Below are 22,859 nucleotides of genomic sequence, written 5' to 3'. Positions count from 1 at the left end.
CGGGAAGAAAAACCATGTCTGAGAATAAATTAGCCGTCACGGAACTGCACAAACGCTATGGCGACCACGAAGTGCTGAAAGGCGTCTCGCTGGCGGCCAACGCCGGGGATGTGATCAGCATCATCGGCTCCTCTGGCTCCGGCAAAAGCACCTTTCTGCGCTGCATCAACTTCCTCGAGAAGCCGAGCGAAGGCTCGATCAGCCTGAACAACGAAGATATTCGCATGGTGCGCGACAAGGACGGCCAGCTGAAAGTGTTCGACAAGAAGCAGCTGCAGCTGCTGCGCACCCGCCTGACCATGGTGTTCCAGCACTTTAACCTGTGGAGCCATATGACGGTGCTGGAGAACGTGATGGAGGCGCCAGTGCAGGTGCTGGGGCTGAGCAAGGCCGACGCGCACGAGCGCGCGGTGCGTTACCTGGATAAAGTGGGCATCGACGAGCGGGCGCGCGGCAAGTACCCGGTGCACCTGTCGGGTGGCCAGCAGCAGCGCGTCTCCATTGCTCGCGCATTGGCGATGGAGCCGGAGGTGCTGCTGTTTGACGAACCGACGTCGGCGCTGGATCCCGAGCTGGTGGGCGAGGTGCTGCGCATCATGCAGAAGCTGGCGGAGGAGGGAAAAACCATGGTGGTGGTGACGCACGAAATGGAATTTGCACGCCACGTTTCCAACCACGTGATCTTCCTGCACAAAGGGTTGATCGAAGAGCAGGGGCCGCCGGCCGAGCTGTTCGGCAACCCCAAAAGCCCGCGCCTGCAGCAGTTCCTGTCCGGCGCGTTGAAGTAACCTCAGATCAGCGGGCTTCGGCCCGCTGATTAATCACGTCATCCAATGCCTGTTCCAATTCCAGATAGCGGAAGTGGAAGCCGGCCTCTTCCAGGCGCTTCGGCACCGCCCGCTGGCCGCCGAGCACCAGCACCGCCGCTTCCCCCATCAACAGCCGCATGGCGAACGCCGGCACCCGCAGAAACGCCGGGCGATCGAGCACGTTGGCCAATTGGGCGGCGAACTGCTCGTTGTGCACCGGGTAGGGCGCGACCATGTTAAACGGGCCGCTCAGCGTGGCGTGATCCAGTAGATAAATAATGCCGTTGACCATGTCGTCGAGATGGATCCACGGCAGATATTGGCGACCGTCGCCGATCGGGCCGCCCAGCCCGAAGCGGAACGGCGGCAGCATTTTGGCCAGCGCGCCGCCCTGTGGCGCCAGCACCACGCCGGTGCGCAGCAGGCAGACGCGGGTGGCATCGCTTTGCGCCTGCAGCGCCAGCGTTTCCCAGCGTTGACACAGCTGGTGGGTGAATTCGTCGTGCGGTGGCTCCTCTTCGGTCACCACCGCCTGCCCCTGATCGCCGTAGTAGCCGACGGCGGAACCGGAAATCAACACACCGGGCGGCGTGCTGCCGGCCTTGATCAGCTGCGCCAATCGTTCGGTCAGATCCCAACGGCTGCGGCACAGGCGCTCTTTCTGCTGTGCGCTCCAGCGCTTGTCGGCGATAGGTTCGCCGGCCAGGTTGATCACCGCGTCGAATTCATCCAGCGACTGCCGGTCGTCCAGCGTTTGCCAATAGTTCGGCCGATCGCCCAGCCGGGCTCGGGCTCGCCGCTCGTCTCGGGTCAACACCGTAATGTGGTGAGAAAGCGCCAGCAGCCTGGCCGTCAGACTGCTGCCTATCAATCCCGTTGCGCCGGTGATCAGGATCCGCATTGTCGACCTCCCTGAGTTAGTCCCGGCGGTAGCTCATGGTCATGGAAACCGAATCGGCGTAGCGCAGGGCCAGAAGTTTATCTATCTCCACTTCAGCATAGGTTACCCAGGCGTGTTCTTTTACGATGTCGAGCACATCCTGCGTTAATTTTTCCAGCAACGCGAAACGGTTATCTTCCACATGGCGGATGATCGCTTTGGTGATGGTGCGGTAGTTGAGTGCATCGGCGATGTCTTCGCTGTTGCGCGCTTTGTCCGCCGGGTAGTGGATCACCACGTTGATCAGGACGTCCTGTCGGTTGTTGATTTCCTCTTCCTTGATACCGATGAACGTGCGCAGCCGCAGATTTTTAATGCGAATAACGGCGTCGGGTTGACTGAAAGACATCAGAGATTCTCCATAGGTCTGATTATTAGCGTTCAGAATACACGGAAAGTAAGGAAAAGATAACGAGGGGACGATGTGACTCCCCGGCCGACGGGGAGTCGGGGAAGGCGCTTAGCCTTGTTCGGCCAGTTTGTAGGCGCGCTCGGTCGCCGGGCGGTTGCTGATGCGCTCGAACCAGTTGCGCACCGATGGGTAATCTGCCAGATCGATGCGTTGACGCGGATGCGATACGACCCACGGATAGGTGGCGATATCGGCGATGCTGTAGTTGTCGCCGCCCAGGTACGGGTGTTTTTGCAGTTCAGCTTCCAGCACGCCGTACAGCCGCTTGGTCTCCAGATGGTAACGCTCGATGGCGTAAGGCACCGGCTGCGGCGCGTAGTGATTAAAGTGGTGATTCTGCCCGAGCATCGGCCCGAACCCCGCCACCTGCCAGAACAACCACTGTAGGGTCGCGGCGCGTTCGCGCAGGCCGGTGCTCAGCAGCTTGCCGGTCTTCTCCGCCAGATACAGCAGGATTTCCCCGGATTCGAACAGACTGATTGGCGCGCCGCCGTCCACCGGTTGCTGATCGACGATCGCCGGGATTTTGTTGTTGGGAGAAATGCTCAGAAAGTCCGGTTTGAACTGGTCGCCGGCGCTGATGTTTACGCGATGGATACGGTAGGGTAAGCCGACCTCTTCCAAAAACAAGGTGATCTTGTGACCATTGGGAGTAGGCGCGTAATACAGGTCAATCATGTTGCCTCCTGCGGTAAGGTGATCTGTAATTCATTACACGTTGCTGCGGTCTTCGCCGCGCACAAAGGTATATCAGAGATCCAACAATAGCAGCTAAGGATAGCAGGCTATGTGGGATTCGTCCGATGCTATCTGCGCAGTTGGATCACAATTCTCCACCGGGGCGGGTGGTGGTTTGCCGTACGGCGTCGGCGCGGTAAAATGGCGCTTATTTCCCTCTATAGGACAAGGTTATGAAGCTGATGTTCGCCTCGGATATCCACGGATCGCTGCCGGCCACCGAACGCGTGCTGGAATTATTCGCACAACACGGCGCTGACTGGCTGATTCTTCTGGGTGATTTGCTGAATCACGGCCCGCGCAACGCGCTGCCGGCCGGCTATCAGCCCGCTCAGGTTGCCGAACGATTGAATCGCTATAGCGACAAGATCATCGCCGTTCGCGGCAATTGTGACAGCGAGGTCGATCAGATGCTGCTGACGTTTCCTATCGAGGCGCCGTGGCAACAGGTTCTACTGCAAAAAAGACGATTGTTTTTGACCCACGGTCACCTTTATCATCCTTCGGCACTGCCGCCGTTATCCCGCGGTGACGTCCTGGCCTACGGCCATACGCATCTGCCGCAGGCGGAGCGGCAGGGTGAGATCTATTGCTTCAATCCGGGCTCGGTCAGCATCCCGAAAGGGGGCTTCCCGGCTAGCTACGGCATGTTGGATCGGGGCACTTTGCGCGTGCTGACGCTCGACGACGGCAAGGTCGTCGCGGAGGTGGCGTTAACACGCTAAACGCACTAATTTATACACACACAATAAAAATCTTTGAAAAACACTCATTGATTAACCAGCGCGCGGGATGCATCGCGCCAAAATAGAAGGTTTTAGAGGATGGCGGAACAGGGTCAGGCTGCAGATACCGAATGGGTTGATATCGTCGACGAGCAAAACGAGGTGATTGCGCAATCCAGTCGTCAACAGATGCGGGCGGAGCGGCTGCGTCATCGTGCGACCTATATTGTGGTGCATGATGGGATGGGAAAAATTCTGGTGCAGCGTCGCACCGAGATTAAAGACTTCTACCCGGGCTGGTTGGACGCGACGGCGGGTGGCGTAGTGCAAAGCGGTGAAAACGTGCTGGATTCGGCGCGCCGCGAGGCGGAAGAAGAGCTGGGCATCGCCGGCGTGCCTTTCGCCGAACATGGTCTGTTCTACTTCGAAGAAGAGCAGTGCCGGGTGTGGGGCGCTCTGTTCAGCTGCGTGTCACACGGCCCGTTTGCACTGCAGGAAGAAGAAGTGGCCGAGGTGTGCTGGCTGACGCCGGAAGAGATCACCGCTCGCTGCGACGAGTTTACCCCGGATTCGCTGAAGGCGCTGTCGCTGTGGCTGACGCGCAACAACGAACAGGATTACGGTAAGCCGCTCGACAACCACTGAGGCGCCAACGCGTGAGAAAGCCGGTCATCGACCGGCTTTTTTTACGGTTCGGATTCAGCAGCTGTCGCGGCGGCACAGCGTGGCGGGCAGGGTGCCTTCCGGCAGCCAGGGCTGCTCGTTCAGCCGTGCCAGCAGTGCCTGGCCGGCCTGAATGCCGATATCGCGATGCGGAATGGTCATGGTGGTCAGCGGCGGCTGGCACACCCGGCCGAACTCGCTGTTGCCGAACCCCACCACCGCCAGATTGTCCGGCACCCTGATGCGCCGCCGCTGGCATTCGTACAGTGCGCCGCCGGCCAGTTCGTCCGAGGCGCACACCAGCGCGTCCAGTTCCGGCCAGGCCAGCAAGAATTCCGGCAGCTGCTGCGCACCGGTGCTGAAGCTGGCGGGCTGCGCGGCGTTGATCACCCGATGCGGCGACATATGGTTGCGCAGCAGCGCCTTGTGCCAGCCCTGCAGGTGCTGCTGGAAAATCCACTGTTCCTGATTGGCGCACAGCAGCCCGATATTCTGATAGCCGCTGGCGATCACCGTTTGCGTCAGCTGATACATGGCCGCCACATAGTCGATGCCGATGCTCATATCGATCGGATCGGCGCGCACGGCGCCGATCTCCACCACCGGAATGTTGGCGGCGATCAACGCGTTGCGGGCGTTTTGCGAATGCTCGACGCTGAGCAGCACCGCCGCCGCGAGGTTGTAAGAGAGCAGCGTCTCCAGCAGCTTTTCTTCGCGCTCCAGGTGGTGCTGCGACTCCGCCAGCATGATGTGATAGCCGGCCGGCTGCAGCACTTTCTGCAGGCCGGCGAACATCTCGGCGCAGCCAGATTCGGACAGGCTGGGCACCACCATGGCGATGGTGTAGGACGAGGCCGACGCCAGCGAACTGGCGGCCAGATTGGGCAGGTAGCCCAGTTCGCTCACCGCGGCTTCAATCTTCTCGCGCAGTTTGTCTGAAACCTGCTCCGGCGTGCGCAGCGCGCGCGACACCGTCATGGTGCCGACGCCCGCCAGCTGCGCTACGTCAGCCAACGTCACCCTGCCTGTGCTGCGTCGTTTTTTACCGATCGACATGCCTAATCCCGACTGAAATGCGCGAGCGGCGCATAAAAATGGTGAGGGTGGGAAGCCGACGGCGCGGCTTCGACGATCCCCGTATGCGGCACATTCTACCCCGTTACCCGAAAGAGCGAGAAAAAATTGTGGTTAACGCCATGCCGCCACGCGGTGTTTTGATAGCGCTATCACAGATCCGCATGATAGCGCTTTGGTAGCGCTATCTTTGTGATATCCATCACTGTGTCGCCGAGAGGGGTTGATTAAAGTTTTACCGTCGTCGGTGAATTAATCACCGGCCGAAACCATCAACGTTTGGGAGGGTAATGTGCTGAAAGAGTGGCTGACCGCCGATCATATACAGCTGTGCGAACGGGTGGAGGACTGGCGCCAGGCGGTCACGCTGAGCGCGCAGCCGCTGCTGCAAGGCGGCGTGATTACGCCGAATTACCTGACGGCTATCTTTCATCAGCAGGAGAAGCTCGGCCCTTACTTCGTCCTGGCGCCGGGCATCGCCATGCCGCACGCCAGGCCGGAGGAGGGCGCCAACGCGCTGGGGCTGTCGCTGTTGAAGATCCATCAGGGCGTGAATTTCCATTCCGCGGATAACGATCCGGTTCAGGTGGTGGTGATGCTTTCGGCGCCCGACGGCAACAGCCACATTGAAATGATTTCGCAGTTGGCGGAATTATTTTCCGATAACTCGGCGATGGAGGCGTTATTTCACGCCACAGATAAACGGCAAATTGAGGATATTATCGCCCGCTATTAACGTTTAATCACCAGGAACACGATTAATGCTAACAACGCTGGGAATATGACCGGCGGCGCTACCCTACACGCTAAATTCAACAGGTGGATATTATGAAAATCATGGCGATTTGCGGTTCCGGTCTCGGCAGCAGTTTTATGGTGGAAATGAACATTAAAAAAGTGCTGAAAAAGATGGGGGTGGAGGCCGAAGTCGAACACTCCGATCTGTCGTCCGCTACCCCCGGCGCCGCCGACGTGTTCGTGATGGCGAAAGACATCGCCGACAGCGCCAGCGTACCGGCCGAGCAGCTGGTGGTGATCAGCAACATCATCGACATTAATGAGCTGGAAGCCAAGCTGCGCGCTTACTTCGAAGCCCACTCAATCATCTAAATAAAACGATTGGCGAGGTGGATATGTTTATCCAGGAAACGCTTAAGTTTGTGGTGGATATATTAAAGGTGCCTTCGGTGCTGGTCGGGCTTATTGCGCTGATCGGTTTGCTGGCGCAAAAGAAATCGTTTTCCGACGTGGTGAAAGGCACGGTAAAAACTATTCTCGGCTTTATCGTTTTGGGCGGCGGTGCCACGGTATTGGTCGGATCGCTCAATCCGCTGGGCGGCATGTTCGAACATGCGTTCAATATTCAGGGCATCATTCCGAACAATGAAGCGATCGTCTCCATCGCGCTGGAGAAATACGGCGCCTCCACCGCGTTGATCATGGCGTTCGGCATGGTGGCGAACATCGTGGTGGCACGGTTCACCCGGCTGAAATACATCTTCCTGACCGGCCACCACACCTTCTACATGGCCTGCATGATCGGCATCATCCTGACGGTGGCGGGCTTCGAGGGCGTGCAGTTGGTGTTTACCGGTGCGCTGACCCTGGGGCTGGTGATGGCGTTCTTCCCGGCGATCGCCCAGCGCTATATGCGCCGCATTACCGGCAACGACGATATCGCTTTCGGCCACTTCGGCACCCTGGGCTATGTGTTGTCCGGCTGGATCGGCTCGAAGGTGGGCAAAAACTCGCGCTCGACCGAGGAGATGAACCTGCCGAAAAACCTCAGTTTCTTGCGTGACAGTTCCATTTCGATCTCGATGACCATGATTGTCATCTACCTGATCCTGGCGATCTGCGCCGGGCGGGCCTATGTGGAAAGCGAGCTCAGCGGCGGCCAGAACTACCTGGTGTATTCGATTATCCAGGCCATCACCTTCGCCGCCGGGGTATTCATCATTCTGCAAGGCGTGCGCTTGATTCTGGCGGAGATTGTGCCGGCGTTCACCGGTTTCTCGGAAAAGCTGGTGCCTAACGCGCGGCCGGCGCTGGATTGCCCGGTGGTCTATCCCTATGCCCCCAACGCGGTGCTGATCGGCTTCCTGTTCAGCTTCCTTGGCGGGTTGGCCGGGCTGTTCCTGCTGGGGCAGCTGAAAATGGTGCTGATCCTGCCCGGCGTGGTGCCGCATTTCTTCACCGGCGCTACCGCCGGGGTGTTCGGCAACGCCACCGGCGGGCGGCGCGGCGCGATGCTGGGCGCCTTCGCCAACGGGCTGCTGATCACCTTCCTGCCGGTGCTGCTGTTGCCGGTGCTGGGGGCGCTTGGCTTTGCCAACACCACCTTCTCCGACGCCGACTTCGGCGTGATCGGCATCCTGCTGGGCAACATGGCGCGCTTTATGTCGAAGGAGATGATCATGCTGGCGATCGTCGCCGTGTTCGCGCTGCTGGTGGCGCATAACTTCCTGGGAAAACGCAAAGGCGCGCCGGCCGCTGACCGCGTCGAGAAATAACGAGGGCAGACTGATGAACGACACAACGAGCGAAACGGAAATTGAAGAGCTGCAGATCCTGGCGCGCGCGATCCGCCTGGAAACATTGAAGGCGTTGACCGGGCTGGGCTTCGGCCACTACGGCGGCTGCATGTCGGTGGTGGAGACGCTGGCGGTACTGTACGGCAGCGTGATGCGTATCGATCCGGCGGATCCGGACTGGCCGGAGCGCGATGACTTCGTGCTGTCGAAAGGGCACGCCGGCCCGGCGCTGTACAGCACGCTGGCGATCAAGGGCTACTTCCCGCTGGCGGAGCTGAAGACCCTCAACCAGAACGGCACGCGTCTGCCTAGCCACCCGGACCGATTGCGCACGCGCGGCGTGGACGCCACCACCGGTTCACTGGGGCAGGGCGTGTCGATCGCCGCCGGCATGGCGTTATCCCATCGGCTGGCGGGGCGTCGTAACCGGGTGTTCAGCATCCTCGGCGACGGTGAGCTGAACGAAGGGCAGTGCTGGGAGGCGTTCCAGTTTATCGCCCACCACAACCTGAACAACCTGACGCTGTTCATCGATTACAACAAGCAACAGCTAGACGGTGCGCTGGACGAGGTGATCCAACCGTTCGATCTGGCCGCCAAGTTCCGCGCTTTCGGCTTTGAGGTGCAGACCATCAAGGGCGACGACATCGCGGCGCTGCTGGCGGCGGTGGCGCCGGCGCGCGGCGGTGAACAGCGGCCGCTGGCGATCGTGCTCGACAGCATCAAAGGGCAGGGCGTGACCTATCTGGAAAACCTGTCGAACTCACACCACCTGCGCCTGACGCCGGACGTGCAGCTGGAAATCGAAAAAGCCATCGCCGAACTGGAGGCCGCCCATGTTTAACGTAGTGACCCAGTTGGAAAACGACGCCGTCGAAATGCGCAAAGTCTATGCCGGTGCGGTGCGTCGGCAGATAGAAGCGGGCGCACCGATCATCGCGCTGGAGGCCGATTTGATGAGCTCGATGGCGATGGACGGCGTGCACAAGGATCACCCGCAGCACGTGATTAACTGCGGCATCATGGAGGCCAACGTGATCGGCGTCGCCGCCGGGCTGTCGCTCACCGGCAGGGTGCCGTTCGTGCATACCTTTACCGCCTTCGCCAGCCGCCGCTGTTTCGATCAGCTGTTCATGTCGCTGGATTATCAGCGCAACAACGTCAAGGTGATCGCCTCCGACGCCGGGGTGAGCGCCTGCCACAACGGCGGCACCCACATGTCGTTCGAGGACATGGGCATCGTGCGCGGGCTGGCGCACTCGGTGGTGCTGGAAGTGACCGACGCTACCATGTTCGCCGACATTCTGCGCCAGCTGATGGATCTACGCGGCTTCTACTGGGTGCGCACCATCCGCAAGCAGGCGACGCGCATTTACCAGGAAGGCTCGCGCTTTACCATCGGCAAGGGCAACCTGCTGCGCGACGGCGACGACATTACGCTGATTGCCAATGGCATCATGGTGGCGGAGGCGCTGAAGGCGGCGCAGATGCTGGCGCGGCAGGGCGTCAGCGCGGCAGTGATCGATATGTTCACCCTCAAGCCTATCGACCGTGAACTGATCAAAACCTACGCGGCCAAGACCGGACGTATCGTCACCTGTGAAAATCACAGCATTCATAACGGGCTGGGATCCGCAGTGGCGGAGGTGCTGGCGGAAGAGTGCCCGACGCCGATGCGGCGCGTGGGGGTGAAGGAGCGTTACGGCCAGGTGGGCACCCAGGCGTTTTTACAGCAGGAGTACGGCCTGACCGCCGAGCATATTCTGGAGGCTGCCGGGCAGTTGCTGGCGCGTTAGGGAACGCAAAAGAAAAGCGCCGGTCAATGACCGGCGCTTTTTTATCGCTCAACCTGAAGAATATCAGGCCTTGGCGGCGGCAGCGTCAGCCTGGGAAGACTGGATCGCCGTCAGCGCAACGGTGTAGACGATATCGTCAACCAGTGCGCCGCGCGACAGGTCGTTCACCGGCTTGCGCATGCCTTGCAGCATCGGCCCGATGGAAACCAGGTCAGCGGAGCGCTGTACCGCTTTGTAGGTGGTGTTGCCGGTGTTCAAATCCGGGAAGATGAACACGGTCGCCTGGCCGGCCACCGGTGAGTTCGGCGCCTTGGACTTGGCAACGTCGGCCATGATGGCGGCGTCGTACTGCAGCGGGCCGTCGATGATCAGATCTGGGCGTTTTTCCTGCGCCAGACGGGTCGCTTCGCGCACTTTCTCGACGTCGCTGCCCGCACCGGAGTTACCGGTGGAGTAGGAGATCATCGCTACGCGCGGCTCGATGCCGAAGGCAGCGGCGGAATCCGCAGACTGGATGGCGATTTCAGACAGCTGCTCGGCGGTCGGATCCGGGTTGATCGCGCAGTCGCCGTAGACCAGTACCTGGTCAGGCAACAGCATGAAGAATACGGAGGACACCAGCGAGCTGCCCGGTGCGGTTTTGATCAGCTGCAACGGTGGACGGATGGTGTTGGCGGTGGTGTGAACCGCGCCGGAGACCAGACCGTCGACTTCGCCTTGTTCCAGCATCAGGGTGCCGAGCACCACGTTGTCTTCCAGCTGCTCGCGCGCGACCACTTCGGTCATGCCCTTGCTCTTGCGCAGCTCAACCAGACGTGGCACGTAGTTTTCACGTACGGCGACCGGATCGACGATTTCGATGCCTTTGCCCAGCTCAACGCCCTGCGCTGCCGCTACGCGCTGGATCTCGTCCGGGTTGCCGAGCAGCACGCATTCCGCGATGCCGCGTTCGGCACAGATGGCCGCCGCTTTTACGGTACGCGGCTCGTCGCCTTCCGGCAGCACGATGCGCTTGCCGGCTTTACGCGCCAGCTCGGTCAGTTCGTAACGGAACGCCGGTGGAGACAGGCGGCGTGAACGCTCAGAGGTGGCGGTCAGCGAGTCGATCCACTCGGTGTTGATGTGGCTGGCCACGTAGTTCTGCACTTTCTCGATGCGCTGGTGGTCGTCCGCCGGCACTTCGAGGTTGAAGCTCTGCAGGCTCAGCGAGGTTTGCCAGGTGTTGGTGTCAACCATGAACACCGGCAGGCCGGTTTGGAAGGCGCGTTCGCACAGCTTCTTGATCGGCTCGTCGATGGCGTAGCCGCCGGTCAGCAGGATGGCGCCGATTTCCACGCCGTTCATCGCCGCCAGGCAGGCGGAGACCAGCACGTCAGGACGGTCTGCGGAGGTCACCAGCAGAGAGCCTGGGCGGAAGTGTTCCAGCATGTGCGGGATGCTGCGCGCACAGAAGGTCACGGACTTCACGCGGCGGGTCATGATGTCGCCTTCGTTGACCACGCGGGCCTTCAGGTGGCGAGCCATGTCGATGGCGCGGGTGGCGATCAGATCGAAGCTCCACGGCACGCAGCCCAGAACCGGCAGCGGGCTGTTGGCGAACAGCTGCGCAGGATCGACGTGGGCGATGCTGGCTTTGGTGGAGTCGTCGAAGATTTCGGACAGGTCAGGACGGGTACGGCCCTGATCGTCGACCGGTGCGTTCAGCTTGTTGATGATAACGCCGGTGATGTTTTTGTTCTTGCTGCCGCCGAAGCTGGTGCGCGCCAGTTCGATGCGCTCTTTCAGCTGCGCCGGGGAGTCGTTGCCCAGCGCCAGCACGAAGACGATCTCGGCGTTCAGGGTTTTGGCGATCTCGTAGTTCAGCGCGTTGGCGAACTGGTGTTTGCGAGTCGGCACCAGGCCTTCGATCAGCACCACTTCCGCGTCTTTGGTGTTCTCGTGGTAACGCGCCACGATCTCTTCCATTAGCACGTCTTGCTGGTTGGAGCTCAGCAGGCCCTCAACGTAGTCCATGCGCAGCGGTTCGGCCGCCGTAATGGTGGAGTTGCTGCTGCGGATGATGGTGGTGGTCTGGTCGAGCGCGTTGTCGCCGGTGCGCGGTTGAGCGATAGGCTTGAACACGCTCAGACGAACGCCTTTTTGCTCCATGGAGCGGATGACACCCAGGCTGACGCTGGTCAGGCCGACGCTGGTGCCGGTGGGGATCAACATAATAGTACGTGACACAGAATAGTCCTCTTCACGATTAACATGAGGCTAAAACAACACCGTCAGCCTGGGCTGACGGTGTTTTGAGAGCATTACGCGGTCAGGCGGGATGCGTCCTGCGCGATGACCAACTCTTCGTTGGTCGGGATCACCAGCGCCAGGCGGCTGCCGTCTTTGGTGATGGCGCCGGATTTGCCGAAGCGAGCGGCCATGTTGCGGTCGTGGTCGATTTCGAAGCCCAGTAGGCCCAGTTTGTTCAGGGTCAGCTCACGCACCATGCCGGCGTTCTCGCCGATGCCGCCGGTGAAGATCACCGCGTCCAGACGGCCTTCCATCAGCGCGCTGTAGGCGCCGACGTATTTGGCCAGACGGTGGCAGAACACGTCCATGGCGCGTTTGGCGTCGGCTTTGCTGTCGTAGTTGTCTTCAACGTAACGGCAATCGCTGGTGACTTCGGTCAGGCCCAGCAGGCCGGATTCTTTGGTCAGCATCTTGTTGATCTGGTCAACGCTCATGCCCAGAGAATCGTGCAGGTGGAAGATGATAGCCGGATCGATGTCACCGCTGCGGGTGCCCATCACCAGGCCTTCCAGCGGGGTCAGACCCATGGAGGTGTCAACGCACTGGCCGTTGCGCACTGCGGTGACGGAGCCGCCGTTGCCCAGGTGGCAAGTGATCACGTTCACTTCTTCTACCGGCTTGTTCAGCATCTTCGCGGCTTCTTGAGTCACGTAGAAGTGGCTGGTGCCGTGCGCGCCGTAGCGGCGAACGCCGTGGTCGCGGTACAGGCTGTACGGCAGGGCGTACAGGTAAGATTCTTCCGGCATGGTCTGGTGGAACGCGGTGTCGAACACGGCAACGTTCTTGTCGGCCAGGTTAGGGAAGGATTTCAGCGCTTCCGCGATGCCGATCAGGTGAGCTGGGTTGTGCAGTGGTGCAAACGGCACGGAATCTTTGATACCCTGCAGAACTTCGTCGTTGATCACGGCAGAGGCGGTGAACTTCTCGCCGCCGTGCACGATGCGGTGGCCGATAGCGGTCAGCTGCGCGGAAAGCTCTGGTTTTTGTGCCAGAATAGTATTAACAATGAAGTTCAGCGCTTCGCTGTGTGCAGCGCCGGCCCCCAGGGCAGCTTCGTGTTTGGCGCCGTCCATTTTCCACTTGATGCGAGCTTCAGGCAGGTGGAAACACTCGGCCAAACCGGAGAGGAATTCGTCGCCGTTAACGGCATCGATGATGGCGAATTTCAGAGAAGAACTGCCGCAGTTAAGAACCAGTACTAGCTTACTCGACATGGAAGTACCTACTTAAATAGTCGTGTTGTTAAAAGAAAATCGAACACACGTGGTGAATTAATCGTCAATCAGACAACAAGCGTAGCGCATAGTGCCGATGACATTTATGATTAACATCATGTGAAGTGCACAAATCACAGGATGATGGAAAAACCGATGATTTCTCTGCGGTTTAAATAATCTTGATTTTTATAGGGCTAAAAGTTGACAAAATTTACGTCATCTTCTACCGGCCACAAGGCCGGCTTAGGATACCGATAGCCCGGTGCAAACACAAAATAAATTTAAAGCTTCAAATTTTTTAGTATGGTCTCTGGCAGCACGCTTTTAGTTTCTTTACGTGACGTTGAGGTACGCAATGACGAGCAAACCGTCCGGTTCCGTAAGCTGGTTTCAGGTCTTCCAGCGCGGGCAGCATTATATGAAAACCTGGCCGTCAGACAAACGTCTGGCACCGGTCTTTCCGGAGAATCGCGTTGCGCGTGCCACCCGTTTCGCTATCCGTTTCATGCCGCCGTTGGCGATTTTCACGCTGACCTGGCAGATCGCGCTGGGCGGCCAGCTGGGTCCGGCGATCGCCACCGCGCTGTTCGCCTGCAGCCTGCCGATGCAGGGCTTGTGGTGGCTGGGGCGCCGTTCGGTCACGCCGCTGCCGCCGACGCTGCTGCAATGGTTCCATGAGGTGCGCAACAAGCTGACGGAAGCCGGGCAGGCGGTGGCGCCGCTCGAAGGCACGCCGACCTATCAGACGTTGGCCGATCTGCTCAAGCGCGCCTTCAAGCAGCTGGACAAAACCTTCCTCGACGATCTGTAAATGAAAAAAGGCCGCGCTGATGCGGCCTTTCTCGTCAAAGCGGCAATAACCCCGGTTTAAATCAAAGAACGGTCGAGTTGTGATTTCCTGCGTTCTTGCGCTGTGCGATGCTCCCGTCATCACACAGAAATGAGGAAATCCTGATGGAAATGACCAACGCCCAGCGGCTGATCCTGTCGAACCAGTACAAGATGATGACCCTGCTCGATCCGGACAACGGCGACCGTTATCGCCGGTTGCAAACCATCGTCGAACGCGGCTTCGGTTTGCAAATGCGCGAACTGGATCGCGACTTCGGCGAACTGAGCGAAGAGGTGTGCCGCACCATCATCAACGTGATGGAGATGCACCATGCGCTGCAGGTTTCCTGGGGCAACCTGAAAGAGAAGCAGGATCTGGACGAGCGCCGCCTGGCGTTTCTCGGCTTCGACGCCGCTACCGAGGCGCGCTACCTGAGCTACGTGCGTTTCCTGGTCAGCACCGAGGGGCGTTATACTCACTTCGATTCCGGTAGCCACGGTTTTAACGCCCAGACCAAAATGTGGGAAAAGTACCAGCGTATGCTGGCGATCTGGCTGGCCTGTCCGCGCCAGTATCACTTGAGCGCCGTTGAGATAGCGCAAATCATCAATGCTTGATTAAGAAGAGGTTTTCTGTGGAGTGTAAGGGTTTTCTGTTCGATCTTGATGGCACCCTGGTGGATTCTCTGCCGGCGGTAGAGCGTGCCTGGACGCACTGGGCCGAGCGCCGCGGCGTTGACCCGCAAGCGGTGCTGGACTTCATTCACGGTAAACAGGCCATTACTTCTCTGCGCCACTTTATGCCGGGCGAAAGCGAAGCGGAAATTCAGCGCGAGTTCCAACTGCTGGAGCAGGTGGAAGCGCAGGATACCGACGGCGTTCGCGCGCTGCCGGGCGCCATCGCGCTGCTGGAGCGCCTGAACGCGCTCGGCATCCCTTGGGCGATCGTCACCTCCGGTTCGGTGCCGGTGGCCGGCGCTCGCCGCCAGGCCGGCGGTTTGCCGCAGCCGGCGGTGTTCATCACCGCCGAGCAGGTTAAACACGGTAAGCCACAGCCCGATGCCTACCTGCTGGGCGCCGAGCGCCTGGGGCTGGCGCCGCACGAGTGCGTGGTGGTTGAAGACGCGCCGGCCGGCATTCTTTCGGGTCTGGCTGCGGGCTGTCAGGTGATTGCGGTCAACGCCCCGGCCGATGCGCCGAAGCTGGAGCAGGTCGACCTGCGGCTGGATTCGCTGGCGCAGATCGCCGTCGATAAAACGGCGCAGGGCGCGATCGTTCGCCGGCTGGCCTGAGTGGCATTATCTTCACCCTAATTGATTAGACCCCGCTTCGGCGGGGTTTTTTTATGCTATTTTTTAGACCCTTGGACATTTGCCGGATGAGGCCGTTTTGAACAGCGAATTACTGTGGGTGCTGAGTTTACTGCTGATTGCCATCGTGCTGTTTACCACCAACAAGCTGCGGATGGACGTGGTGGCGCTGTTGGTGATTATCGCCTTCGTGCTGAGCGGCACGCTCAGCCTGCAGGAAGCGACGGTCGGTTTCAGCGATCCCAACGTGATTTTGATCGCCGCGCTGTTCGTGATCGGCGAAGGGTTGGTGCGTACCGGCGTGGCCTATCAGGTGGGCGACTGGTTGGTGAAAGTGGCCGGCAGCAGCGAAACCAAAATGTTGATGCTGCTGATGGTGACGGTCGCCGGGCTGGGCGCGTTCATGAGCTCGACCGGCGTGGTGGCGATCTTTATCCCGGTGGTGCTCAGCGTGACGGCCAGAATGAAGATCGCGCCGGGGCGGCTGATGATGCCGCTCAGCTTCGCCGGACTGATCAGCGGCATGATGACGCTGGTGGCCACGCCGCCCAACATGGTGGTCAACAGCGAACTGGTGCGGGAAGGCATCCATGGTTTCGGTTTCTTCAGCGTGACGCCCATTGGCCTGGTGGTGCTGGCGCTGGGTGTCGGCTACATGCTGATCGCCCGGCGTTGGCTGGGCAGCGGTGACACCGGCAAAGCCGGAGATGACTGGCAGCGTCGCACCTTCCGCGACCTGATCCGTGATTACAAGCTGACCGGCCGCGCGCGGCGGCTGGCTGTCCGCAGCGCTTCGCCGCTGATCGGACGTTCGCTGGATGAACTGCACCTGCGTGCGCGCTATGGTGCCAACGTGGTGGGCATCGAGCGCTGGAAACGCTTCCGGCGGGTGATGGTCAGCGCCTCCGGCAGCACCGAGCTGCGCGAGGGCGACGTCCTCTTGATCGACATGTCGGACAGCCAGGTCGATCTGCGCGAATTCTGCGGCGAGCAGCGGCTGGAGCCGATGGTGCTGCGCGGCGATTACTTCTCTGAACAGTCGCGCAACGTCGGCATGGCCGAAGTGTCGCTGATCCCGGACTCGGCGCTGCTGGGCAAAAGCCTGCGTGAAGCAGCGTTCCGCAGCCGCTACGATCTGAATGTGGTGGGCATCCGCCGCCACGGCGAGACTCTGAGCGGCAAGCTGGTGGACGAGCCGCTGGAGCTGGGCGACATTTTGCTGGTGATCGGCGACTGGAAGGCGATTCGTCAGCTGCAGGCCAAAACCCACGACTTTATCGTGCTCAACCTGCCGGCCGAAGTGGACGAAGTGGCGCCGGCCATCACCCAGGCGCCGCACGCGCTGTTTTGCCTGGCGTTGATGGTGGCGATGATGCTGACCGACGAAATCCCCAACCCGATCGCGGCGTTGATCGCCTGCCTGCTGATGGGCAAGTTCCGCTGTATCGACATGGAGAGCGCCTATAAATCGATCCATTGGCCGAGCATCATTTTGATCGTCGGCATGATGCCGTTCGCGCAGGCGCTGCAAAAGACCGGCGGCGTGGATCTGATCGTTCGCGGGCTGATGGACGTCGCCGGCGGCGCGGGGCCGCGCGTGATGCTGCTGTGCCTGTTCGTCTTGTGCGCCACCATTGGCCTGTTTATTTCCAATACCGCGACGGCGGTGCTGATGGCGCCGATCGCCATTGCCGCCGCGCGCGAAATGGGCGTCTCGCCATACCCGTTCGCGATGATTATCGCCATCGCCGCGTCCGCCGCCTTTATGACGCCGGTCTCTTCACCGGTCAACACGCTGGTGCTGGGGCCGGGCAATTACAAGTTCGGCGATTTCGTGCGTCTCGGCGTGCCGTTCACCCTGTTGGTGATGGCGGTCAGCGTGATTGTGGTGCCGTGGCTCTACGGTTTTTAACGGCGCAGCGAGGCTGCGCCGGTGGGGTTACAGCGAGCTGTCGAGGCTGATTTCGTCCAATGACAGGCTGAAACTGGGAATGAACACGTCCATAAAGTAGTCCATTTCCGGGCTGCGGCGCTGTTCCAGGGTTTTATCCAGCCGCGCCTTGGCCAGGGTGAATTCATTGTTGCCGGCAGAGAGTTCCTCCAGGCATTTCAGGTAGGCGCACAGCGCGTCTGCCTGCTTCACTACCTGCTTTTCATCTTCGCTGTAGTAGTGCTCATCGAGAATGGTGCGGAAATCGTTGCGCAGCTCAGCGGGGATCATGTCCAGCAGCTTTTGCTGGGCGATCTTTTCGATCTTCTTGTATTCATGGGCGATCTGCGGATTGTAGTACTTGATCGGCGTCGGCATGTCGCCGGTGATCACTTCGCTGGCGTCGTGATACATCGCTAACAGCGCAACGCGGTCGGCATTGAGGTTGCCGTTGAATTTGCGGTTCTTGATCACCGCCAACGCGTGGGCGACGAAAGCCACCTGCAGACTGTGTTCGGAGACGTTCTCGGTACGCACGTTGCGCATCAGTGGCCAGCGGTTGATCAGTTTCAGGCGGGACAGATGGGCGAAGAAATGGCTCTGGCTCATGGTGCTCTCTTTAACGGCAAGTGAGGGCCCCATTGTGAAGCAGTGACGGCGAATTTTGCAACCGGGCAATAAGAGAAGGGCGCAGCAAGGCGCTGCGCCCCAGGCGATTACTGGTGGTAACCTTCAAGGAAGCGGCCCAGCTTGCCGACCGCCATTTCCAGTTCGTCTACGCGCGGCAGGGTGACGATGCGCACGTGATCCGGGTAAGGCCAGTTGAACGCCGAACCTTGCACCAGCAGCACTTTTTCCTGTAGCAACAGATCCAGCACCAGCTTCTGGTCGTCGTGGATGTTGAAGCGTTTGGCATCGATGCGCGGGAACATGTACAACGCGCCCTGCGGCTTCACGCAAGAGACGCCCGGGATGTCGTTGAGCAATTCCCAGGTGCGGTTGCGTTGTTCGTACAGGCGGCCGCCGGGCTGAATGAATTCGCTGATGCTCTGATAACCGCCCAGCGCGGTCTGAATGGCGTGCTGCATCGGCACGTTGGCGCACAGGCGCATCGAAGCCAGCATCTCCAGCCCTTCGATATAGCCTTTGGCGTGCTTCTTCGGCCCGTTCAGCACCATCCAGCCCTGGCGGAAGCCCGCCACGCGGTAGGTTTTCGACAGGCCGTTGAAGGTCACGGTCAGCAGATCTGGCGCCAGTGCGGCGATCGAGTGGTGTTCGGCGTCGTCGTACAGGATCTTGTCGTAGATCTCGTCGGCGAAGATGATCAGGTTGTGTTGACGGGCGATCTCGACGATCTGCTCAAGCAGCGCTTTGCTGTAAACCGCGCCGGTCGGGTTGTTTGGGTTGATGATCACGATACCGCGGGTGCGCGGGGTGATCTTGCTGATGATATCGTCCAGATCCGGGAACCAGCCGGCCTGCTCATCGCACAGGTAGTGCACGGCCTTGCCGCCGGACAGCGATACCGCAGCGGTCCACAGCGGGTAGTCCGGCGCCGGTACCAGCATTTCGTCGCCGCTGTTGAGCAGCGCCTGCATGGATTGGACGATCAGCTCAGAGACGCCATTGCCAATGTAGATATCCTCAACGGTCACGTCACGCATGTTGCGCGCCTGATAGTGCTGCATGATCGCTTTACGCGCCGAGAAGAGGCCCTTGGAGTCGGAGTAGCCTTGCGCCGTGGGCAGATTGCGGATCACGTCGACCAGGATTTCGTCCGGGGCGTCGAAACCGAACGGGGCAGGGTTGCCGATGTTCAGTTTCAGGACTTTGTTGCCTTCTTCTTCAAGACGTTTAGCTTCTTTAAGCACCGGGCCGCGAATGTCATAGCAGACGTTGTCCAGTTTGCTGGATTTCTCAATGGGGGACATAAAAAGTTGAGCCTTTTGCTGGGATAGGGGCGCTCCTACCGTGGGACGCCGCAACCCGCCCAATGTACTCCTGGCGTAGTTGCTTTTGAAGGGTTTTGCACGCCTTTGGTGCAAATGCATGTCGTAACGGGGGATTTTAGTTATGATAAGCAAAGGTAAAGTTATTTTGTGGTTCATAATTTCATGAACTATAATTTTACTAGGGTTTTGTTCTGTTAAATCAAGCGTCGATAAACGAGACGTGCCGGCGATCGCGGCCGGCAGCAGTGAACTGATAAGCCGAAAGGGAGAATAGGCTTCAATAAACTGTAAAGGAACGATAATACCGGAGTAGTCTGATAGCGGGGTGTCGGTTCGCGCACCACACTAAGGAAAATGACATATTTACATTAGCTTTACTTTATATTTTACCTTAAGCATTGTTTATGTGGTTATAAGATTATTATTTAAAGCAAAAATCTTAATGATTGAATTTATTAAATTCATTGAGTAGTAACATGAAGTCGGTACCGTTAATTATTTATCTTTTTTGCTCTGGAATGCAGTCTGAAGGCCGGTTGATAAGGGTTCTCAGTAGCACGAATGGAGTGGAAATTAGGCAGTATGAATGAGTAAAATCTCAGGTTCGGTGGGGGTTTTCCCTTTTCACCGGTATTCAGTCCCCCGCGTTCTATAAGCACCATCGATAGATCGCATTTTAAAAAGCGATAGAGGTAACGAATCATAAGTAATTTTTTTGCCCTCCACTTATGAGTGGGGTACTGTCATAACAGGCGCCGTCCTTTTCAACGGCGTCTGAGAAACACACCAGGGTAGTAGTTCGTAAATTAGAATTTAAAAAAGTGAAGAATACACTATGACAACTGCAAATCGTCCGATACTTAATCTCGACCTCGATCTGCTAAGAACCTTTGTTGCGGTTGCTGATTTGAATACCTTCGCCGCGGCGGCTGTTGCCGTTTGCCGTACTCAATCAGCCGTCAGTCAACAAATGCAGCGATTAGAGCAACTGGTCGGCAAAGAACTGTTTGCCCGCCATGGGCGCAACAAACTCCTGACTGAGCATGGCATTCAGCTTCTCGGTTATGCCAGGAAGATCCTGCGCTTTAACGACGAAGCCTGTACCTCGCTGATGTACAACAATATAAAAGGTGTTCTGACCATCGGTGCTTCCGACGACACCGCCGATACCATTCTGCCTTTCCTGTTGAACCGCGTGACCGCCATCTATCCGAAGCTGGCCATTGACGTGCGCGTAAAGCGCAGTACGACGATGGTCGATCTGCTGGAAGAGGGCGAGATCGATCTGGCGGTGACCACGGCCGATCCTGCCGGGCACCCGCACATCGTGCTGCGCACGTCGCCGACGCTGTGGTATTGCGCCGCCGATTATCACTATCAGGCCGGCGAACCGATCCCGCTGGTGGTAATGGATGAGCCAAGCCCGTTCCGCGCGCTGGCGATTAAACAGTTGGACGAAGCCGGTATTCCGTGGCGTATCGCCTACGTCGCCTCCACGCTGTCCGCGGTGCGGGCGGCCTGTAAAGCCGGCCTGGGCGTGACCGCACGGCCGATCGAGATGATGAGCCCCGATCTGCGGGTGCTGGGCGCGGTGGAAGGTTTGCCGCCGCTGCCGGATACCCAGTATGCGCTGTGCAAAAACGCGCAGTGCAGCAACGAGCTGGCGATGGCCATCTTCAGCGCGATGCAGGGCGGCAATGACGGCTATGGCTTCAACGGTGCGGAAGGCGGTCTCCAGAGCGATCAGGATGACGCCAGCCTGGTGGACGAAGAAGAATAACGTCGCGGCGCGATATCTGATGAAAAACCTCTGCTTCGGCGGAGGTTTTTTTTGCCCTTTTTTTACCTAAAAATTTATTTATATGTATTTGGCTTGTATTTTCAATTGAGTTGGCTGTTTTTTTAACTTTTAAGCGTTAATGAAAAGAGAGTTTGGCCGGGTTTAATACGCTAAGTTCGTTTTTTGAGCAATAAGATTGAATGGGTTAAAGGCATGGTAATAGCAAGGGTATTTTGTTAGCTTATAGCGGCCGTTTTTGCGGCTCAATTTGAGGAAAATTGTTAAAGGGCCACACTTTTTTTGAGGATTTATGCTGAAAACGTGTCCTGGATCAAAAAAATACCCCTAGGTAGTGAGTGGAAGAACAGGGAATTCCTGAGACAATGGTATAGTAAAACTGAAATGTGCATGTTGGTTTATATCTATCTGTTTCTACACAAAAATTAACTGACACGATTTAGCCTGTCCCTGGCGCATCAAATGTTAATCAAATGATACGTATGTAAACTAGTGTGTAGATACTTTTGTCAAAGTTGACAAAAGGTTATAGAAAGGAGTAAAAAGCCCACAGAAAAACGCTGCCTAACTCGCTGTAAAAGCAGTTTGTTTGTGTGGTTATTTATCCTTCCCTTAAATCGATGTGGCGCACTAACTGCCGGTGACAAGAGCAGTGCGATCGACGCCACTTTTGATGAGTAAGCATAGAGTATGTCAACAACCACTGAAGTTATCGCTCATCACTGGGCGCTCGCCGTATTTCTCGTTGTGGCTATCGGGCTCTGCGGCTTAATGCTGCTGGGCGCGTTCTTCTTGGGCGGGAGAGCCCGGGCGCGCGCCAAACACACCCCGTTTGAATCAGGCATCGACTCGGTCGGCACGGCGCGCATGCGCTTGTCCGCCAAGTTCTACCTGGTGGCCATGTTCTTCGTTATTTTCGACGTTGAAGCCTTATACCTGTATGCCTGGTCGGTCTCGGTTCGCGAGAGCGGTTGGGTAGGCTTTATCGAAGCCGCCATTTTCATTTTGGTGCTATTGGCCGGTCTGGTTTATCTGGTGCGCATCGGCGCGTTGGATTGGACTCCGGCGCGTTCCCAACGCCGCAGCAAACCGAGCACGATCACTAACACCAACAGTCATCCGCAGTAACAGCGAGGCATTAAGATGGACTATACGCTCACCCGCATAGACCCGAACGGTGAGAACGACCGTTATCCCCTGCAAAAACAGGAGATCGTCGCCGATCCCCTGGAACAACAGGTCCACCGCACGGTTTACATGGGTAAACTCGAACATGCGCTGCATGACATGGTGAACTGGGGGCGTAAAAACTCTATTTGGCCGTATAACTTCGGCCTTTCGTGCTGTTACGTGGAGATGGTGACGTCGTTTACCGCCGTTCACGACGTGGCGCGTTTCGGTGCGGAAGTGTTGCGCGCCTCCCCGCGTCAGGCTGACCTGATGGTGGTGGCCGGTACCTGTTTCACCAAGATGGCCCCGGTCATCCAGCGCCTGTACGAGCAGATGCTGGAACCGAAGTGGGTGATCTCGATGGGCGCTTGCGCCAACTCCGGTGGTATGTACGACATCTATTCCGTGGTGCAGGGCGTGGACAAGTTCCTGCCGGTCGACGTGTACATTCCCGGCTGCCCACCGCGTCCGGAAGCCTACATGCAAGCGCTGATGCTGCTGCAGGAATCTATCGGCAAAGAACGTCGCCCGCTGTCGTGGGTTGTCGGCGATCAGGGCGTTTACCGCGCCAATATGCAGTCTGAAAGAGAGCGTAAACACGGCGAGCGCATCGCGGTGACCAACCTCCGGACGCCTGACGAGATTTAAGACGTTCATTTAACGTCCATCTT

At 58.5% G+C, this 22,859-nt stretch carries 23 protein-coding genes; 15 read left to right on the top strand and 8 right to left on the bottom strand.

Annotated features, from left to right (window positions below):
* Nucleotides 1–14: 14 nt before the first annotated feature.
* On the top strand, nt 15–788 hold the full coding sequence (gene hisP, locus GUC32_RS17205) for a histidine ABC transporter ATP-binding protein HisP (protein ID WP_004936098.1): 774 nt from the start codon (nt 15–17) through the stop codon (nt 786–788).
* A gap of 7 nt (nt 789–795) precedes the next feature.
* Here the strand turns inward: hisP and GUC32_RS17200 are convergent, their stop codons facing one another.
* The 3 genes from GUC32_RS17200 to yfcG all read right to left on the bottom strand — a co-directional run bounded on the left by GUC32_RS17200 (nt 796) and on the right by yfcG (nt 2,839).
* Nucleotides 796–1,710: a TIGR01777 family oxidoreductase gene (locus GUC32_RS17200; RefSeq protein ID WP_043140109.1), complete on the bottom strand. Its 915-nt coding sequence runs from the start codon at nt 1,708–1,710 to the stop codon at nt 796–798.
* Between the two features lie 16 nt (nt 1,711–1,726).
* Nucleotides 1,727–2,098, bottom strand: coding sequence for a dihydroneopterin triphosphate 2'-epimerase (gene folX / locus GUC32_RS17195; protein ID WP_025303682.1), 372 nt, complete (start codon nt 2,096–2,098; stop codon nt 1,727–1,729).
* 111 nt (nt 2,099–2,209) lie between these two features.
* Nucleotides 2,210–2,839 (bottom strand): GSH-dependent disulfide bond oxidoreductase, encoded by a 630-nt coding sequence (gene yfcG, locus GUC32_RS17190; RefSeq protein ID WP_089196115.1) that lies wholly within the window; start codon nt 2,837–2,839, stop codon nt 2,210–2,212.
* Between the two features lie 233 nt (nt 2,840–3,072).
* Here yfcG and yfcE point away from each other — a divergent pair, with 233 nt between their 5' ends.
* A complete protein-coding gene (gene yfcE, locus GUC32_RS17185; protein ID WP_025303680.1) occupies nt 3,073–3,624 on the top strand; it encodes a phosphodiesterase in 552 nt (183 codons plus the stop codon).
* Between the two features lie 99 nt (nt 3,625–3,723).
* On the top strand, nt 3,724–4,269 hold the full coding sequence (gene yfcD, locus GUC32_RS17180) for an NUDIX hydrolase YfcD (protein ID WP_004936086.1): 546 nt from the start codon (nt 3,724–3,726) through the stop codon (nt 4,267–4,269).
* 54 nt (nt 4,270–4,323) lie between these two features.
* Here yfcD and GUC32_RS17175 read toward each other — a convergent pair whose 3' ends face one another.
* Nucleotides 4,324–5,343: a LacI family DNA-binding transcriptional regulator gene (locus GUC32_RS17175; RefSeq protein WP_089181150.1), complete on the bottom strand. Its 1,020-nt coding sequence runs from the start codon at nt 5,341–5,343 to the stop codon at nt 4,324–4,326.
* Between the two features lie 310 nt (nt 5,344–5,653).
* Between GUC32_RS17175 and GUC32_RS17170 the strand changes: the two genes are divergently transcribed.
* From GUC32_RS17170 to GUC32_RS17150, 5 genes are all read left to right on the top strand, one after another.
* Nucleotides 5,654–6,097, top strand: coding sequence for a PTS sugar transporter subunit IIA (locus GUC32_RS17170; protein ID WP_025303677.1), 444 nt, complete (start codon nt 5,654–5,656; stop codon nt 6,095–6,097).
* Between the two features lie 92 nt (nt 6,098–6,189).
* Nucleotides 6,190–6,471, top strand: a complete 282-nt coding sequence (locus GUC32_RS17165; protein ID WP_025303676.1) for a PTS sugar transporter subunit IIB — start codon at nt 6,190–6,192, stop codon at nt 6,469–6,471.
* Between the two features lie 23 nt (nt 6,472–6,494).
* The gene (locus tag GUC32_RS17160; protein ID WP_043140091.1) at nt 6,495–7,874 is read left to right on the top strand and encodes a PTS ascorbate transporter subunit IIC; all 1,380 of its coding nucleotides are present in this window, start codon (nt 6,495–6,497) and stop codon (nt 7,872–7,874) included.
* A gap of 13 nt (nt 7,875–7,887) precedes the next feature.
* A complete protein-coding gene (locus GUC32_RS17155) occupies nt 7,888–8,739 on the top strand; it encodes a transketolase (protein ID WP_099816994.1) in 852 nt (283 codons plus the stop codon).
* Nucleotides 8,732–9,691 carry a transketolase family protein gene (locus tag GUC32_RS17150; protein ID WP_043140084.1) on the top strand — a complete coding sequence of 320 codons (960 nt, stop codon included), beginning with the start codon at nt 8,732–8,734 and terminating at the stop codon, nt 9,689–9,691. Before GUC32_RS17155 ends, GUC32_RS17150 begins: the two co-directional genes overlap by 8 nt.
* A 63-nt stretch (nt 9,692–9,754) precedes the next feature.
* Here GUC32_RS17150 and pta read toward each other — a convergent pair whose 3' ends face one another.
* The gene (gene pta / locus GUC32_RS17145) at nt 9,755–11,917 is read right to left on the bottom strand and encodes a phosphate acetyltransferase (protein WP_043140081.1); all 2,163 of its coding nucleotides are present in this window, start codon (nt 11,915–11,917) and stop codon (nt 9,755–9,757) included.
* A gap of 74 nt (nt 11,918–11,991) precedes the next feature.
* A complete protein-coding gene (ackA, locus tag GUC32_RS17140; RefSeq protein ID WP_025303669.1) occupies nt 11,992–13,194 on the bottom strand; it encodes an acetate kinase in 1,203 nt (400 codons plus the stop codon).
* A 358-nt stretch (nt 13,195–13,552) separates the two neighbouring features.
* Here ackA and yfbV point away from each other — a divergent pair, with 358 nt between their 5' ends.
* The 4 genes from yfbV (at nt 13,553) to GUC32_RS17120 (ending at nt 17,250) form a co-directional block, all read left to right on the top strand.
* Nucleotides 13,553–14,008 carry a terminus macrodomain insulation protein YfbV gene (gene yfbV / locus GUC32_RS17135; protein WP_004936061.1) on the top strand — a complete coding sequence of 152 codons (456 nt, stop codon included), beginning with the start codon at nt 13,553–13,555 and terminating at the stop codon, nt 14,006–14,008.
* A gap of 143 nt (nt 14,009–14,151) precedes the next feature.
* Nucleotides 14,152–14,646: a YfbU family protein gene (locus tag GUC32_RS17130; protein ID WP_016926898.1), complete on the top strand. Its 495-nt coding sequence runs from the start codon at nt 14,152–14,154 to the stop codon at nt 14,644–14,646.
* A 17-nt stretch (nt 14,647–14,663) separates the two neighbouring features.
* A complete protein-coding gene (locus GUC32_RS17125; protein WP_004936056.1) occupies nt 14,664–15,320 on the top strand; it encodes a sugar phosphatase in 657 nt (218 codons plus the stop codon).
* A 97-nt stretch (nt 15,321–15,417) separates the two neighbouring features.
* Nucleotides 15,418–17,250, top strand: coding sequence for an SLC13 family permease (locus GUC32_RS17120; RefSeq protein WP_043140070.1), 1,833 nt, complete (start codon nt 15,418–15,420; stop codon nt 17,248–17,250).
* Between the two features lie 27 nt (nt 17,251–17,277).
* On the opposite strand, the gene yfbR is transcribed toward GUC32_RS17120, so the two are convergent.
* Both yfbR and GUC32_RS17110 read right to left on the bottom strand, forming a co-directional pair.
* Nucleotides 17,278–17,877: a 5'-deoxynucleotidase gene (yfbR, locus tag GUC32_RS17115; RefSeq protein WP_025303666.1), complete on the bottom strand. Its 600-nt coding sequence runs from the start codon at nt 17,875–17,877 to the stop codon at nt 17,278–17,280.
* 107 nt (nt 17,878–17,984) lie between these two features.
* A complete protein-coding gene (locus tag GUC32_RS17110; protein WP_025303665.1) occupies nt 17,985–19,199 on the bottom strand; it encodes a pyridoxal phosphate-dependent aminotransferase in 1,215 nt (404 codons plus the stop codon).
* A gap of 856 nt (nt 19,200–20,055) precedes the next feature.
* On the opposite strand from GUC32_RS17110, the gene lrhA reads away from it, so the two are divergent.
* From lrhA to GUC32_RS17095, 3 genes are all read left to right on the top strand, one after another.
* Complete coding sequence (gene lrhA, locus GUC32_RS17105; protein ID WP_025303664.1) at nt 20,056–21,000, top strand: transcriptional regulator LrhA; 945 nt, start codon at nt 20,056–20,058, stop codon at nt 20,998–21,000.
* Between the two features lie 708 nt (nt 21,001–21,708).
* The gene (nuoA, locus tag GUC32_RS17100) at nt 21,709–22,146 is read left to right on the top strand and encodes an NADH-quinone oxidoreductase subunit NuoA (RefSeq protein WP_025303663.1); all 438 of its coding nucleotides are present in this window, start codon (nt 21,709–21,711) and stop codon (nt 22,144–22,146) included.
* A 15-nt stretch (nt 22,147–22,161) separates the two neighbouring features.
* Nucleotides 22,162–22,836 (top strand): NADH-quinone oxidoreductase subunit B family protein, encoded by a 675-nt coding sequence (locus GUC32_RS17095; protein ID WP_004936039.1) that lies wholly within the window; start codon nt 22,162–22,164, stop codon nt 22,834–22,836.
* The last annotated feature ends 23 nt before the right edge of the window (nt 22,837–22,859 follow it).

This window comes from Serratia sp. NGAS9 (assembly GCF_009905295.1).
Taxonomy (GTDB): Bacteria; Pseudomonadota; Gammaproteobacteria; order Enterobacterales; family Enterobacteriaceae; genus Serratia; species Serratia bockelmannii.
This window is presented reverse-complemented; position numbering and strand designations above follow the sequence as displayed.

Bases quoted from the DNA above. Each gene is read 5' to 3' on its own strand.
- hisP (WP_004936098.1), top strand. From the start codon at position 15: ATGTCTGAGAATAAATTAGCCGTCACGGAACTGCACAAACGCTATGGC.
- GUC32_RS17200 (WP_043140109.1), bottom strand. From the start codon at position 1,710: ATGCGGATCCTGATCACCGGCGCAACGGGATTGATAGGCAGCAGTCTG.
- folX (WP_025303682.1), bottom strand. From the start codon at position 2,098: ATGTCTTTCAGTCAACCCGACGCCGTTATTCGCATTAAAAATCTGCGG.
- yfcG (WP_089196115.1), bottom strand. From the start codon at position 2,839: ATGATTGACCTGTATTACGCGCCTACTCCCAATGGTCACAAGATCACC.
- yfcE (WP_025303680.1), top strand. From the start codon at position 3,073: ATGAAGCTGATGTTCGCCTCGGATATCCACGGATCGCTGCCGGCCACC.
- yfcD (WP_004936086.1), top strand. From the start codon at position 3,724: ATGGCGGAACAGGGTCAGGCTGCAGATACCGAATGGGTTGATATCGTC.
- GUC32_RS17175 (WP_089181150.1), bottom strand. From the start codon at position 5,343: ATGTCGATCGGTAAAAAACGACGCAGCACAGGCAGGGTGACGTTGGCT.
- GUC32_RS17165 (WP_025303676.1), top strand. From the start codon at position 6,190: ATGAAAATCATGGCGATTTGCGGTTCCGGTCTCGGCAGCAGTTTTATG.
- GUC32_RS17160 (WP_043140091.1), top strand. From the start codon at position 6,495: ATGTTTATCCAGGAAACGCTTAAGTTTGTGGTGGATATATTAAAGGTG.
- GUC32_RS17155 (WP_099816994.1), top strand. From the start codon at position 7,888: ATGAACGACACAACGAGCGAAACGGAAATTGAAGAGCTGCAGATCCTG.
- GUC32_RS17150 (WP_043140084.1), top strand. From the start codon at position 8,732: ATGTTTAACGTAGTGACCCAGTTGGAAAACGACGCCGTCGAAATGCGC.
- ackA (WP_025303669.1), bottom strand. From the start codon at position 13,194: ATGTCGAGTAAGCTAGTACTGGTTCTTAACTGCGGCAGTTCTTCTCTG.
- yfbV (WP_004936061.1), top strand. From the start codon at position 13,553: ATGACGAGCAAACCGTCCGGTTCCGTAAGCTGGTTTCAGGTCTTCCAG.
- GUC32_RS17130 (WP_016926898.1), top strand. From the start codon at position 14,152: ATGGAAATGACCAACGCCCAGCGGCTGATCCTGTCGAACCAGTACAAG.
- yfbR (WP_025303666.1), bottom strand. From the start codon at position 17,877: ATGAGCCAGAGCCATTTCTTCGCCCATCTGTCCCGCCTGAAACTGATC.
- GUC32_RS17110 (WP_025303665.1), bottom strand. From the start codon at position 19,199: ATGTCCCCCATTGAGAAATCCAGCAAACTGGACAACGTCTGCTATGAC.
- lrhA (WP_025303664.1), top strand. From the start codon at position 20,056: ATGACAACTGCAAATCGTCCGATACTTAATCTCGACCTCGATCTGCTA.
- nuoA (WP_025303663.1), top strand. From the start codon at position 21,709: ATGTCAACAACCACTGAAGTTATCGCTCATCACTGGGCGCTCGCCGTA.
- GUC32_RS17095 (WP_004936039.1), top strand. From the start codon at position 22,162: ATGGACTATACGCTCACCCGCATAGACCCGAACGGTGAGAACGACCGT.